Annotated in this window: 13 protein-coding genes; 12 read left to right on the top strand and 1 reads right to left on the bottom strand. The window is 66.3% G+C overall.

What is annotated here, in order from left to right; translation table 11 throughout:
* Window positions 1-9: 9 nt before the first annotated feature.
* From EDD31_RS05105 to EDD31_RS05050, 12 genes are all read left to right on the top strand, one after another.
* A complete protein-coding gene (locus EDD31_RS05105; protein WP_123303202.1) occupies window positions 10-405 on the top strand; it encodes a pilus assembly protein in 396 nt (131 codons plus the stop codon).
* Window positions 406-407: 2 nt separating this feature from the next.
* The gene (locus EDD31_RS05100) at window positions 408-1,721 is read left to right on the top strand and encodes a TadA family conjugal transfer-associated ATPase (protein WP_245990927.1); all 1,314 of its coding nucleotides are present in this window, start codon (window positions 408-410) and stop codon (window positions 1,719-1,721) included.
* The gene (locus EDD31_RS05095; protein WP_123303201.1) at window positions 1,718-2,644 is read left to right on the top strand and encodes a type II secretion system F family protein; all 927 of its coding nucleotides are present in this window, start codon (window positions 1,718-1,720) and stop codon (window positions 2,642-2,644) included. The genes EDD31_RS05100 and EDD31_RS05095 overlap by 4 nt, the downstream gene beginning before the upstream one ends.
* Window positions 2,641-3,525, top strand: coding sequence for a type II secretion system F family protein (locus EDD31_RS05090; protein WP_123303200.1), 885 nt, complete (start codon window positions 2,641-2,643; stop codon window positions 3,523-3,525). Before EDD31_RS05095 ends, EDD31_RS05090 begins: the two co-directional genes overlap by 4 nt.
* Window positions 3,512-4,756 carry a sensor histidine kinase gene (locus EDD31_RS05085; RefSeq protein ID WP_148058867.1) on the top strand — a complete coding sequence of 415 codons (1,245 nt, stop codon included), beginning with the start codon at window positions 3,512-3,514 and terminating at the stop codon, window positions 4,754-4,756. The genes EDD31_RS05090 and EDD31_RS05085 overlap by 14 nt, the downstream gene beginning before the upstream one ends.
* Entirely contained in the window at window positions 4,737-5,459 is a 723-nt protein-coding gene (locus tag EDD31_RS05080; protein ID WP_123303198.1) for a response regulator transcription factor, read from the top strand. Before EDD31_RS05085 ends, EDD31_RS05080 begins: the two co-directional genes overlap by 20 nt.
* Window positions 5,460-5,599: 140 nt before the next feature.
* On the top strand, window positions 5,600-5,833 hold the full coding sequence (locus EDD31_RS05075) for a hypothetical protein (RefSeq protein ID WP_211336055.1): 234 nt from the start codon (window positions 5,600-5,602) through the stop codon (window positions 5,831-5,833).
* Between the two features lie 126 nt (window positions 5,834-5,959).
* The gene (locus EDD31_RS05070) at window positions 5,960-7,558 is read left to right on the top strand and encodes an OmpA family protein (RefSeq protein ID WP_123303197.1); all 1,599 of its coding nucleotides are present in this window, start codon (window positions 5,960-5,962) and stop codon (window positions 7,556-7,558) included.
* Window positions 7,559-7,721: 163 nt separating this feature from the next.
* The gene (locus EDD31_RS05065; protein ID WP_170163194.1) at window positions 7,722-8,342 is read left to right on the top strand and encodes a pilus assembly protein TadG-related protein; all 621 of its coding nucleotides are present in this window, start codon (window positions 7,722-7,724) and stop codon (window positions 8,340-8,342) included.
* Window positions 8,343-8,462: 120 nt separating this feature from the next.
* The gene (locus tag EDD31_RS05060) at window positions 8,463-10,100 is read left to right on the top strand and encodes a hypothetical protein (RefSeq protein ID WP_170163193.1); all 1,638 of its coding nucleotides are present in this window, start codon (window positions 8,463-8,465) and stop codon (window positions 10,098-10,100) included.
* A 37-nt stretch (window positions 10,101-10,137) separates the two neighbouring features.
* A complete protein-coding gene (locus EDD31_RS05055; protein ID WP_148058865.1) occupies window positions 10,138-11,811 on the top strand; it encodes a hypothetical protein in 1,674 nt (557 codons plus the stop codon).
* Between the two features lie 12 nt (window positions 11,812-11,823).
* Window positions 11,824-12,453, top strand: a complete 630-nt coding sequence (locus EDD31_RS05050) for a hypothetical protein (protein ID WP_148058864.1) — start codon at window positions 11,824-11,826, stop codon at window positions 12,451-12,453.
* Between the two features lie 258 nt (window positions 12,454-12,711).
* On the opposite strand, the gene EDD31_RS05040 is transcribed toward EDD31_RS05050, so the two are convergent.
* Window positions 12,712-13,485: a DUF3137 domain-containing protein gene (locus tag EDD31_RS05040; protein ID WP_123303191.1), complete on the bottom strand. Its 774-nt coding sequence runs from the start codon at window positions 13,483-13,485 to the stop codon at window positions 12,712-12,714.
* Between the last annotated feature and the right edge of the window lie 265 nt (window positions 13,486-13,750).

Raw genomic sequence — 13,750 nt, 5'->3', positions numbered from 1 at the left:
GGGGGGACCATGCACCAGCGACTACGTGAGTTCAAGGCCCGCGCGCGGCGCGGAGCAATACCCGGCAAAGATGAGCGCGGTGTCCTCGCCATCGAGCTGATCGGCTTCGTGGCCGTCACCCTCATGGTGCTGACTTTGGCACTGCAAGGAGTCTTCTTTGCCCAGACCTACTCGGCAGCTCAGGAAGCGGCGCGCAACGGCGCCCGGGCACTGAGCGCGCAGGAGAACTACCACCGGGCTGCCACCGATTCTCTGCCGAGCTGGGCCCAGGTCGTGAGCATTACCCCGTCAACCGGCGGAGAAGCACGCGTCGAGGTCACCGTGCGCGTTCCTCTCGGTTTGCCGGGTATCACCTCTGAACGCGTCACCGTCACGCGCGACGCTGTCTTCCCGATGGGGAACTGAGCGTGGGCCTGCGGGATCGCCTATCGGAGGAGCGCAGCTCGGCGCCGGAGACCGACCTGGTCGCCGTCTATCGCGAGCGGCTCATGGAGGAGGTCGATGTTGATGACCTCGCACGCCTCGCCCCCGGGCAGCGCCGGGTGCGTCTCGAGCGGATCCTCTCGCGCATGCTCTCCACCGATGGGCCGGTGCTCTCGGCGCGCGAGCGCGGCACGCTCATCCAGCGCATCGTCGATGACGCGCTCGGGCTGGGTGTACTCGAGCCGCTGCTGGCTGACGAATCGATCACCGAGATCATGGTCAACGGGCCGTTGGACATCTTCGTGGAACGCCGCGGCCGCGTCGAACAGGTCGGCACCCGCTTCGCTTCAGAGGAGCAGTTGCTGCAGACAATCGACCGCATCGTCTCCCAGGTGAACCGGCGTGTGGACGAGTCCTCCCCGATGGTTGATGCCCGCCTGCCCAGTGGTGAGCGTGTGAACGTCATCATCCCGCCCTTGGCGCTCGACGGTCCCACGATGACGATCCGCCGCTTCCCCTCGCCATTCCAGCTCTCTGAGCTCGCCGGGCGCGGCAGTATTGACTCCTACACCGCCACGCTGCTCGCCGCGTGTGTGCGGGCCGGCATGAACGTGCTGATCTCCGGTGGTACCGGTACTGGTAAGACCACGTTCCTTAATGCCCTCTCCGGTCTCATCCCCGACGATGAGCGCATCGTTACCATCGAGGACGCCGCCGAACTCTCCCTCCAGCAGGCGCACGTGGTGCGCCTGGAGTCCCGCCCGGCGAACGCTGAAGGGCGCGGTCAGGTCAGCATCCGTGATCTGGTGCGCAATGCTCTCCGCATGCGCCCGGACCGGATCGTGGTCGGTGAGGTCCGTGGTGGCGAGACGCTCGACATGCTCCAGGCGATGAACACCGGCCACGAGGGGTCGCTGACGACGGTGCACGCCAACAGCGCCATCGACGCCCTCGCTCGCCTGGAGACCTTGGCCTCGATGAGTGAGGTGGAACTCCCGGTCTCGACCATCCGTGACCAGATCAATTCCGCGCTGGACGTCATCATTCAGCTGGAGCGCGGTATCGATGGGTCGCGCCGGGTGGTGCAGGTCGCCTACGTCACGTCAGAGCGTCGCGAAGAGTACAAGCTGCAGCCCATTCTCGACTTCGTGGCCGACCCGCTCGGCCCGGAGCGTGTGGTGACTGGGCGCTTCGTGCCGAGGGAGCTCCCCGACGAGCTCGTCCAGCGCTTGCGCGTGGCCGGCGAACCTGTGGTGGCGCCCGAGCCGCAGGCTCCGGTGGAACAGGTGCCCGGATGACGATCACGGTCGAGCTGATCAGTGTTGCGACCGGTGCCACCCTGTTCCTCGGCATTCTCGCGCTGAGCATTTTCCAGAAGGACCGGAGTTTCAGACGCGAGGTCATCGCCGCTTCGGAGCCGGGTGCGCGCAGCCGCAGCGCGTTGTTCCATCGCTTGGACGAGATCTTCCTGCGGACGCGGCCGGGCAGGTCGCTGGCGGCCGCCATGGCCGGTGCGGGTCTGACCTGGTCCCCTAGCGGTGCCGTCGTCCTGACTCTGGTGGCCGCGGCCGGCATGGGCGCCGTGGTCCGGCCGCTCATGGGCTGGGCCGGCGCGGTTGTCGCGGCGGTGCTGATCATCGTGGTCGCGCTGCACCTGTTGAAGCGGCGCCGTGCCCAGCGGGTGGATCGCTTCGTGGCCCAACTTCCTGAGCTTTCGCGTCTGCTAGCGAACAGCGCAGAGGCCGGCTTGTCCATCCGCCGAGGCCTGGAGATGGCCGCGCGAGAGATGGACGAGCCGGCACGATCCGAGATCGCCCAGGTGGTGTCCGAGCTAGCCCTAGGGCGGTCCTTGCAGTCTGGCCTCGAGCACCTGAGCGAGCGCCTTCCGTCGCGCGAACTCGGGGTGCTGATGCAGACCATCGTCATCCAGGCGCGCTCGGGTGGCGCCCTCGTGAAGGCACTCTCCGGTATCTCTGCCACGCTCGAGGAACGCCAGCAGCTTCGCCGCGAGATCCGTACGGCTACAGCGGGCGCCACCTTCACCGCCGTCATGGTGGTGGGCGTAGCTTTCGGAGCGCTGGTGATCATGAACCTGATCAATCCCGGCGCACTCGACCAGTTGCTCAGTGAACAACTCGGCATCATAGTCCTCGTCGTCGCTGGTGTCCTCTTCGGACTGGGTTTCGTCCTCATGCGAGCTGTCGGCAAGGTGGAGCTGTGAACCCGTTGCTGGTCGGTGCCGGCGCGGCCGTGTTGGTGGTCAGCAGTGCCATCGGCATTCGTCTAGTGACCAGCACGGGTCTCGAGGCGGTCGAGCAGCAGTACCGAGCGGAAGAGGAGAAGAAGAAGCGGGGCGGGTTTGCCGCACTCCTCGATGCGTTCGGGGCCCTCTTCATGCGTCCGGCGGTCCAGCTCTACGGGGCGAAGCGCCTGCGTAAACTCGATCAGGCCATCCGCCGAGCTGGCCGCCCTGATGGCGTGACCGTGACGATCTTCGTGCGGCGACAGGCAGGCGCCGTTGCGCTGGGGTTCTTGTTGCTCCTGCTCTTCAGCCTCTCTGGGCAGATCCTCTTCGGGCTCATCTTCTTCGCCATGTTCGCACTGTGGATGCGGGTGTGGTTGGTGTCGGCGGCACAGACCAGACAACGGCGACTCGATCGTGAGCTGCCGGATTTCCTGGATGTGCTGGGCGTGACCGTGATGGCCGGTTTAGGTTTCCGTCAGGCGCTGGAACGTGTCTGCGACTTCCACGAGGGCGCGCTCGCCGAGGAGATGCGGCGATCTCTGCGGGAGATGGGCCTGGGCATGTCACGGCGTCAGACCTTCGAGGGTTTGCGTGAGCGCACGAGTTCGCCGGCTGTCGGCTCCTTCGTGACCGCGCTCCTCCAGGCGGAGGAACTCGGGGTCCCGCTTGCCGACGCCATCGACTCCATCGCGCGGGACACACGTCGTGAGCACGCCGAGCGGGTGCGCCAGAAGGCCGCACGCGCCGCCCCGATGGTCTCGCTGGTCATGATCTTCACGGTGCTGCCGGGCGCGATCCTGCTCATCGGTGCCTCCATCGTCGTCGCGAACCTGGACGTCCTGGGTGACTTCCTCTGACCTGCCGGGCCCGCCCCGGGCTCCGGTCTCCAGTTTGCGGTCTGTGGTGCGCGTGCTGTGCATGGTGCGTCTGGCGGTGCTCGGCTTCGGCGCACTTTACGGCGCGATCGAAGGCGCGCCCGTGGCGGCGTTGTTCGCTGCGGCCCTCGCCGTGCCCTTCTCCCTCGTGCCCGCCCTGACCTGGGAGACCCGAGGCGGCATGTATTCGCGGTCTGGCGTGCTGCTCGCGGCCGACATGGCGGTCACCGTTGCCATGATGACGCTCTACTTCGACACCACGCTCATGACGGCCTACGCCGCCGCCAGCGTAGCGCTGTGGGGCTTGGTCACCGCCCTGGGGCCGGCTCTTGTCATGGCCCTGCCGGTCGCCCTCCTGCTTCTGGCGCCGGTCGGTATGGATGAGTGGAACGGACTGTGGTGGAGCGGAGCAGCCGTGCTCGGCGTGGTCGCGATGGCCTGGGGAGGCGGTGCGCTGGGTGAGAGCTTGCGCGCCCAAGATGTCGCCGCTGCAGAGCTCGCGGAGGAACAGCTGGCCCGTGCGAGTGCCGCCGAGCGCATGCGCCTGGCGCGTGATATCCACGATTCGGTCACTGGCGATCTGGCCGGTCTCCTGCTCCTCACCCGCGAGCTCCGGGACCGCCTGGAACATGCCGACGTCACCGAGGAAGACCGAGAGTTGGTCCGGACGGTGGCGGAGGCGCTCGCCGAGACGCACAGGCGCACCCGCGTGACCCTGGTGGAGTTGCGCGAAAGCGCGGCCGAGCCGGCAGAAGCGGCACGCGGCGTCGTCGAGCGCTGGTCGTTGCGCACCGAGATCGAGGTCGACCTGCAGATCGACCAGGGGATCAGCCGCCTCGAACCGGAGCGCTGGACGCAGTTGCAGGCGATCCTGCTGGAGCTGCTGGAGAACGTGCGCAAGCACGCCGAGGCGAGCCGGGTGCGGGTGGAGCTGAGCGGATGTGGCCGGGGGAGCGTCGAACTCGTGGTGGCTGACGATGGCCGGGGTATGCCGGCTGAGCTGCTGCGCGGAGATGGCACCGAAGTCGCCGAGGTGATGGCCCACCGGGGCCATTTCGGGCTGAGCAGCGTGCTGAGCCGCGTCGCGGAGTGCGGCGGACATGCCTCGTGGGAACGAGCTACCGGCGGCGGCACAGTCGCACGAGTGACTCTCGGCCGAGTCGAACCCCAGCCGGTAATCTCGGAAGGTGCCTATGCGCATCCTGACAGTTGACGACAACGCCATCATCCGCATCGGCCTGCGGTCCGCGCTCGGCTCGGTCGAGGGCGTTGACGCGGTCCTCGACACCGACGACGCCGCCGAGGCCGAGCGTCTCGCCGCCGATGGTGCGGTCGACGTGGTGTTGCTAGATATCCAGATGCCGGTGACCAGCGGGCTCGAGCTGCTCCCGCGCCTCGTCCCTCACGTACCGGTGGTGATGCTGACCAACACCGAGGATTCCGCGGTCCTCTCGGAGGCCATGAGCGCGGGCGCCTGTGGCTACCTGGTGCATGGGACTTTCAGTCCAGCCGCGATGGTGGAGGTCATCCATGCGTGCATGCGCGGCAGCGCAGTGGTTGCCGGCGTGCAGCGACATGAATCCTCGAACTCTCCCGGATCGCCGGATAGCGCAGCGGTGGTCAGCGTACTGAACGGTGCCCCAGCTCCGGTCGCCGCGAAGAGTGGCGTCCCTTCTGCGTTGGATGGCATGGCTGGCACGCAACGCGGATCACTGTCCACCCGCGAAGCCGAGGTGATGGATCTGGTTGCGGAGGGCTTGAGCAACGGAGAAATCGCCGCCAAGCTTTTCCTCTCTGAGAAGACGGTCAAGAACCACATCAACTCGATCTTCGCCAAGCTCGGGGTGAGCACGCGCGCTCGCGCGATCAGCCTCTGGCTCCGTCACTCAGGGGTGGGTCCTGGGGCCCACCCCTGATGATGGGCCCCAGGTTAGGCCCGCGGACCCTAGGGGCCGGCGCTGCGCAGTCGTAGTGTTCTGGTCATCGGCAGGGTCATCCTGCTGTCAACCACAGACCCGGCGGCCGAGAGGCCGCACCAGACAGGGAGGGAACCATCATGCAGAAGCTCACCGAACAGGCTCTCGCAACTCAGCTCATGCTCGCCGCATTCGTGGCCGGAGCCACCGAGCGCGTCCGTCGTGACGAGCGCGGCCAGGGTGCCATCGAGTACATGGGTGTCATCGTGGTCGTCGCCATCATCCTCGTCCTCGTGATCGGTGCTGCCACCGGCTGGGGCGGTGACATCGTCAGCGCCATCGGCGAGCGGATCTCTGAGATCGCCGCGGGCTGATCACTGCTCCGCAGCTCGCCGGAAGGCCCGTGGTCGAACGCCCAGCGTTCGCCACGGGCCTTCCGCTATGCTCACGCTTGGTCCACCCACGAGGGCCGGCGCTGCATCCGAACGAAGGGGGCCGTGATGCGCACACTGCCGAAACTGAGCCTTGTCGCCGCTGTCAGTATGGTGCTCGCGGCCGGTTGCACCAACAGTGCAGATCCGGAGCCACCGGAGCCACCGGAGCCGACCGAGGAGCCCACCGGCGAGTCCGACCCCACGGATGAGCCCACCGAGGAGCGCGAACCGGATCCGGAGGCTGCGGTGACGGTGACCCGTCAGTTGCTGAGCTTCGAGGTGGAGGTCGGCGTGCATGCAGTCGAGGTCGAGGGTGACCTGGCGGCACTGGTGGTCGACTACACGGTCCCCGAGGAGCAGATGGAGGACTTCGAGAGTCGATTGGGCAGTTTCCGGCTTGGCTCGAATCTCAATGGTGCCCGCGTGGGCTATCAGGGCATGGCCGGCGGGATCCGGCTGCTTGATCTTGAGGAACGCACGGTCCACCGGGCCGCGATCGACCGCCCGCGCATCGCCTCGGACTTCCTCACCGAGGACGGCTCCATGCGCTCGGTCTCGCTGCATCCGGCGCCGCAGTCGGCGAGCGTGGATGTCCTCATCCCCGCGCTCGGCTATGTCGCCGATGTCCCGGTGGTCGAGGCTGAGGAGCTCTTCGATGAGGTAACGGCGGTGATCGACCCCCCGGCGGACCCCGCGATCTTCCCGCTCAGCACCCGCACCATCAGCTACGACGACTCCAGTGAGATCGAGGAAGAGGACGAGGAGGTCACGGTCACGCTCACGTCGGACGTGCTCTTCGGTGCCGATGAGCACGAGCTCGGCGGGGAGTCCGGCGCGGTGTTGGAGCGCGCGGCGCAGGAGATTCAGGCTTCCTCGGAGGGCGGTGAGATCCGCGTGATCGGTCATACCGACAATGTGCCCACCGACGCCTATGCCGATAACCAGGAGCTCTCGGAGATGCGGGCCGGGTCGGTGGGTGACGCGCTGGGGGATCTGCTTGAGGGCGATTACCAGGTGCGCACCGAAGGGCGTGGTGAGTCCGAGCCGCGGGCATCGAATTCCAGCGAGGATGGGCGGGCGCAGAACCGGCGTGTCGAGATCCAGTTCGAAGGCCGGCGCGTCATCGCCGGCGAGGACGCCGATGAGGAGCTGGGTGACGATGAGCTCGAACTCCCGGAGGCCTCGGGCAACGAGGCGGTGGAGTTCGAGGGCTGGGAGGTCTCGGCTGAATCGGTGATCCGTCGTGACGGCGCTCTGGTAGGTACCTTGCAGGTGGAGATGGTCGAGGCCGACTCGGCAGTGGACTTCCACAACGTCTACAACGTCCCTCCGGGGCAGGATGGCTACTTCCACCCGGGCCGCGGCTACGGCGCGGTCACCCAGGGCTTCGGTGCTGGCCGACTAGCGCTGCGCACGGCCGAAGAGTGGGTGATGCCCATGGATTACGCCGTGGAGGACGAGGACGAGGACGAGGGCTCCGAGGGGGAGGTTGCGCGACACCTCGCGAGCGAGGAAGCACCGTACCCGGAGGCGGAGGAAGCCGGTGACATCCGGTTGATCACCGTCATCTGGCCCGACACCGGCCAGGACGAGGTGGACATCGAAGCCTTCGGCCGCTTCCGCCTCCTCGACGTCCCCGTGACCGAGAGCGCCGACCAAGGGTAGAGCGTCCCCATCATGGTGCTCCGGGCCCACGGGTAATAGGCCCGCAGGCCCTAGGACCACGCCGCCGTCCCCGCTAAGTTGTGGGTGTCGTATCTCGGCAGCATTGTCGGGGGGGCGGCCGGAAGCGATCCGGCCGGCACGGGAAATGACGAGGATTGGTGAGATGGGTACCGAGCGGATTCGCGAGGCGGTGACGAACTGGCGCGAGGATGAGCGCGGAGGCGTCGCTCTCGTCACCATTCCGGTCGTGGCTCTTCTCCTGACCGGCGCGGTGCTCGCGATCTCCATGCTCGGTAGCTTCTCGTCCAACCAGCGCGACGCGCAGACCGCGGCGGATGCTGCGGCGCTCGCCGCGGTCCAAGAATGGGATCGCCTCCTCGAAGGTCATTACGACGAGCACTCGGCGGCCACGAGTTTCAGCAGTTTCTGGAGCGTGATCGCGCCGGCGAACGGACAGGGATGGAACCCCGCCATCCGTGCTGCGGCGGAGGAGTTCGCCGCCCGCAATGACGCACGCATCACGCACTTTTCCGTCGACCCGATCCAGCAGACCGTCACCGTCGAGGTGGAACATCTCCGCACTGTGGCCAAGACTTCGAGCCGTATGCGAGCCGAAGCTGAGGCCGGTGTCAACGTTGGTCAGAACAGCGGCCTGTGCATCCAGAGCGGACAGATCGGCTGGAGGATCGGGGGAACCTGCTATACCAACCCGTTCGGCAGCGGTATCGGCTGGACTATTCCCGACATCAATCCATTCGAGACTGAACCGAGACTGACCGGCTGACCGGCTGACCGGCGCAGTACGCGCCCAACCGACATCACGCAGGAGGGGACCATGGAGCAGCAGGGGGAGGGACACGCCAGCAGTCTGTCGACGGCGTCCGAATCATCGACGTCGTCACGCGTGAGGCGCGAGGGCGGATTCGCCGCCGTCGAGCACCTCGGCATTCTGCTTGTTGCGGGTGTTCTGGTGATGGTCATCCTGGGAGCGATGACGCCGCTGGGCAATAGCGTGACCTCGGCGCTGTGTGACCGTCTCGAGGAACTCTCTGACGGCTCCACCAGCTGTTCCGGGTCGAGCGAGGCCCCTGGCTCGGACGATTCGGTCGATCTGTCCGACTCCGTGATCCGCCCAGGTGGGCCAGGCCAGCAGCCCCCTGTGTGTCGGATTGACACCACGACCCAGCATGAGAGCGCCGAGGCCAACGCCGAGGTGCGTCCATGGCGCGTCCTGACCATCGGTGCCAACGCCGAGGATTACGCCGCCTACACCATCGAAAGTTTCTCGGACGGCACCTTTCAGGTCCACCTGGCTGAAGGGATCGAGGGCGGATTCGATGTGGGCCTCGATGCCTCCGTCGGGAAGAAGGGCGGCAAGGACAAGCTCGGGGGCAATATCGAGCTCGCGCTCAATGCGGGTGCCGATGCGGTACACACCTTCACCCTCGAAGATGAAGACGCACTCAACGATTTCATGCCCGGATTCGAGCAGCAGTTCGCTGAGGTTGAAGAGCGAAGCGTCCTTGGCAGCCTCTGGGAAGGCGCCAAGGGGGCCGGCCGCAAGGCAGCCGATACCTTGTGTTTCTGGTGTGAGGACTCGGGCGAGGAAACCTGGTCGCATCTGACTCAGGCCCCGGACTCCACCACGTTTAACGGAGACGTGAGTGCGGATCTCAGCGGAGGTGTCGCAGCGCGCCACGCTCTGGACGGGCTGCCGATCAACCTCAACATTGGCTCGATCGAGGCAAACGACTCATTCAGCCAGCAGGTGTCAGTGCAACAGCACCACGAGGGTGAGAAGGAAGGCCTCACCACGCTGACCCTGACCAGCTCGAGCGGCAACGCCTGGGAAGGATCGCTGCTCGGTTTCGCCGGAGGTAGGTCTGAAGAGCAGTCCGGCGCCGTCCATGTCACCTTCGATTCACAGACCGGAGAGCTAGCCGAGATCAGGACCCAGTCTGTGAGCGAATCGGGCAGCCACTTCGCCGGAGACCTGTCGCGTCTCATCAGCGGCATGAACTTGCCGGGCCAGCAAGGCACGATGGGCCCGGACGGTTTCACTAGCGGAGATTCCAGCAACAGCCTGGGCCTCGACGGTCGCACTGAGCAATCTCTCGACTCCTCTTCTCTGGTCACCGACGTCACCCTGGAGATCACGGACGAGAACAGGGACCTCGCCTCCGAGTGGCTCACCGGCGCCACCGAGAACCCGGGATTCTTCGGCATGAGGAACGATCTGCGCGACGGCGCGGAGGACTTTGGCGGAGCGGCGGCGCCCTCCATCTTCTGGCCCAGCGAAGCCTCCGATGACCTGGTGCAGCAGATGCTCTTCGACGAGGCCGAAGCTCACGCTTCCCTGTACGACACCAGCACGGAAACCACGCACTCCGGCGGCAGCGTGGATCTGTTCTTCGGCTCAGGTGGCTACTTGGAGACCTCCATGTCTAGCCGCGGTGAACACGTCGAGACCGTCTACCTCGGTGATCGGGACCCGGCGAATCCAGGTGTGCGCGAAGAACTCCGAGCAGACAACTGCTCCTAGGATCATGTGAGAAATCCGAGAGTCAAAGGTGGAGACGATGACCAGGCAACGAGCGGGCGCTGAACACGTGGGCGTAGCCGACGACGTGTCGTCCCGGCGGGGTGAGCGCGGATTCGCAGCCGTCGAGCACCTCGGCATCATCATCGTTGCCGCGGCACTTCTGGTCGTTGTCATCGGTGCGGCCACTCCCTGGGGGAGTTCCATCGCGACCAGCATCTGCCAGCGGATCGAGCAGATCTCCGATTCATCCCTGGGATGTGGCTCTGGCTCGGATCAGAGCGCCCACGAGAACGAATCCGACCCGCGCGACGAACCCCCCGTTTGTCGCTTCTCCAGCTCCACCGAGAGCCGGGCGACCGATACCGGTGCCGGTGTGCGTCTTTGGCGCGTGGCACGCGTCGGAGGATCGGTGGGCGACCACGCGGCCTACACGGTCGAGCAGATGTCGGATGGCAGTTACCAGGTTCACCTCGCCGAGGGCATTAACGGTGAACTCTCCGCCGGAGTCGACCTGTCGTACAGGTCGAAAAACGGTGGCACCAACATCGGTGGCCAGGCGGAGTTCGCCCGCCAGGTGGGCGCTGAGGTCGTCCAAACGTGGAACCTGGAAGACCAGGCCGCCTTCGACGCTTTCATGCCCAGCTTCGAAGAGCACTACGCCGAGGTGGAGGACCGTGGCTTTATCGGCAGCGTCTGGGAAGGCACGAAGGGTGCGGCCAGGGCGACCGGTGACTTCCTCTGCTTCTGGTGCGACGACTCCCCCGACGACGGCTGGTCTCACCTCACTCGTGCCCCGGACTCGACGTCCTACACAGGTAACAGCGCCAACGAGGTGAGCGGCTCCCTCGGTTTGAGCGCCAAGCCGGGTGAAAATGCGCCCTTCAGTCTCGGCGTCGGCAGCGTCGAAGGCTCCTACGGAATCGATGACAGCATCACCATCCAGACCCACGAGACCGGGGAGAAGGCAGGCCAGACCACCCTGTCCATGGCCTTCGAGTCAGGCGGCGACTGGGAGGGGTACCTGCTCGGATTGACCGGCGGGAGCTTCAGCACCAGCACCGGTGCGGTGCACATCAGCTACGACAATGCGACCGGTGAACTCACCGAGGTGCGGCTCCAGACCGTCAACGAGAGCGGCAGCGTCTTCGCGTTGGACGCGTCCAACCTGATAGGTGGCATCGACATCCCCGGAAGTAGTGACGGCGGCAGCGGGCTGGGCCATGGAGAGGATGGCTTCGGCTGGCAAGACTCCAGCTACAGCGCCGGCTTCCAAGCACGTCTCGACGGAGAGTTCGACTCGAGCACGCTGGTGACGGACGTCACTCTCGAGGTGAACGACGGCAACCGGGAGGTTGCCCAAGAGTGGCTCGGTGGAGTCACAGGCGTGTTGCGTGCCGACATGCTGGCCAGCGCTCTCGCTTCAGGGGACGGCGCCGAACTCTTCTGGCCAGGTCGAGCCTCTGACGATCCCGTGCAGCAGATGCTCTTCGAAGACGCCACCGCGCACGGGGCGATCTACGCCAACACCTCCGAGTCGTCTACCACCGGCCCGAACGTGGACCTGATCCTGGCCGACTTCAGCCGGGAGACCACGTCGACCTCCAGCACGGGCGAGCTGGTTGATGCGTGGTTCCTCGGCGGTGAGGATCCGAACAACCCCGGTCAGCGCAGCCAGGTCACCAACGAGGACTGCCTCTCCGCGGGCGGATGAGACGATCTGACCATGACGATTCGAGACTCTGCGCGCCCGGCGCGCACCCCCTCACGAGTGCTGCGCCGTCTTTCGCTTGCTTCGGTGGCAGCTCTGGGCGTCTCCCTCTCCCTGGTGGCGTGTTCCGGCGACGCGGAGGATGCTGCTCGCGAAGGCTATGACAGCGTCTCCGAGGGGATTGTGCAGGTGGATATTCCCGATGATCTCGTCGAGGTCGAGGCGCCTGAGAGCAGCATGTGGGAGCTGATCTACCAGGACGGCGACGGCGAGGCCGGTGGCGAGGGCGTCACCACCCAGGTACTGATCGCGCCCGAGCTCGAGGGCGCCACCACAGCAATGGACGGCCCGAGCAGGTTCCTCACCCTGGCCAACATGGGCGCCTACGAGGAGTTCCGCACCGTCGACCTGGAAGACCGGCCCGCGTGGGAGCGGGAGGTCGACGCCGAGCGCAACGCGGACGAGCGCAGTTTCGTGCGTCATCGCTACGTCTGGGAAGGGCCCGACGGCACGGAGTACAACGCGGTCACCTGGGGCGTTTACGACGGCGGAACGAGCGCCGCGATGATCCAGTATGTGTCCTCTCATCTCGATGAGGACGTGGCGCGGACCATCGATGAGTCCATCGTCGTCGGCACGGACTAGAGGCTGAGGTAAGCGTATGGGCGCGGCGCACTCGTTGGAGGGTATTGAAGCCTCCATTGACTGCCCGGGTCCCATGCCGCCAGAGGCGTGGTACGAGGTCCGGTGCCGGGCCACAAGCAGCGACGGTGAGTTCACCGTGCTCGCGATCGCTTCGTCGGTGCGCGACGGGCGAGCGAGCATTGGCTACTCGATCGAGCCGTGATGGATAGGCCTGCGGCGCCAGGTGGGCGGAAGGGCGGAGCGCAACGCGCCCAGCGGCTAGCGATCCCTGGGCTGCCAGAGGTGATCAGGCATGAGCGCAGACATGTCGCCGAGCACGGTGAAAAGGTCATCGAGGTGATCAACGTCCGTCCGCAGGCTGCGCCAAGCCACCAGGTAGTTGCCGATGAGGCGGATCCTGGTCTGGTCACGCCCGGGATCTCGTAGTGAAGGGCGAGGGGCGACGTCGGGCTGGAGGAGTCGTTCCATCATGCGCGGGTCGAGCACGGAGTAGGCGCTGCGGGGATCGTCCGCCGTCACCAACCACACCTCGTTGAAGTGTGCGTGCTCGAGCACCACCCGCCTTTCGGCGTTCAGCCGGTTCGCCACCGAGCGGCTGATCGGATCCTCGGCAGGCACCAGGGACACACGCGGGAGTTCATAAGGTAGCTTCAGCGCGGCTACCCGGTGGCGGTAGACCTCGACCGGTTGCCGAGTATTCCCGCGGCCTTCAGCTTGGATCCACGAGGCCGCCGGAAAGGCGCGCACCGTCCCGTGAACGATCCCGGCGTACTGTTTCCATCTCCCGTGCGCTCCAAGGAAAGTGTCGACACCGAGTGGCGGATGCTCCTGGTCTGCGGTGTATTGCCACCCACGGTGGGCTGCCCAGTCGCGCGGGTCGGCTGCACGGTTGCGGCGGCCCCGGCGCCACTGCGCGCGCAGGTCCCGGGTGGCGAATCGCATGCCCACCACCAAGAGCGCGAGCAGTCCCAGCCCGAACACGAGGGCGAGCAGTCCCCCGATGATGACCGCGATCAGTGCAAGGGACTCCACCTCGCCATTGTGCCGTTCCGAGGGGCCCGGGGAACAGGACGGGGCGGTGCTGGCGCGGTCGGTGCGATGGATGGCCTCACTCGAAGTCTCAACATCGCACCCTTCGGTAGCTCTGAAACGTCCAGACGGTGGCCGTCGATGACCGTCCCGCCCGGGAGCACGAGGCGGATGCCGAGCGTGAATCGGAGGGCGCGACCTTCCTGCGCCACCGTGACACCTGGCAGGGCCCGGACGGCGCCGCTCACGAGGGCGTCACCTGGGTGTG

The sequence above is a fragment of the Bogoriella caseilytica genome (assembly GCF_003752405.1).
GTDB lineage: Bacteria > Actinomycetota > Actinomycetes > Actinomycetales > Actinomycetaceae > Allobogoriella > Allobogoriella caseilytica.
The sequence above is the reverse complement of the archived record's forward strand: the minus strand, read 5'-3'. Positions and strand labels throughout refer to the sequence as shown.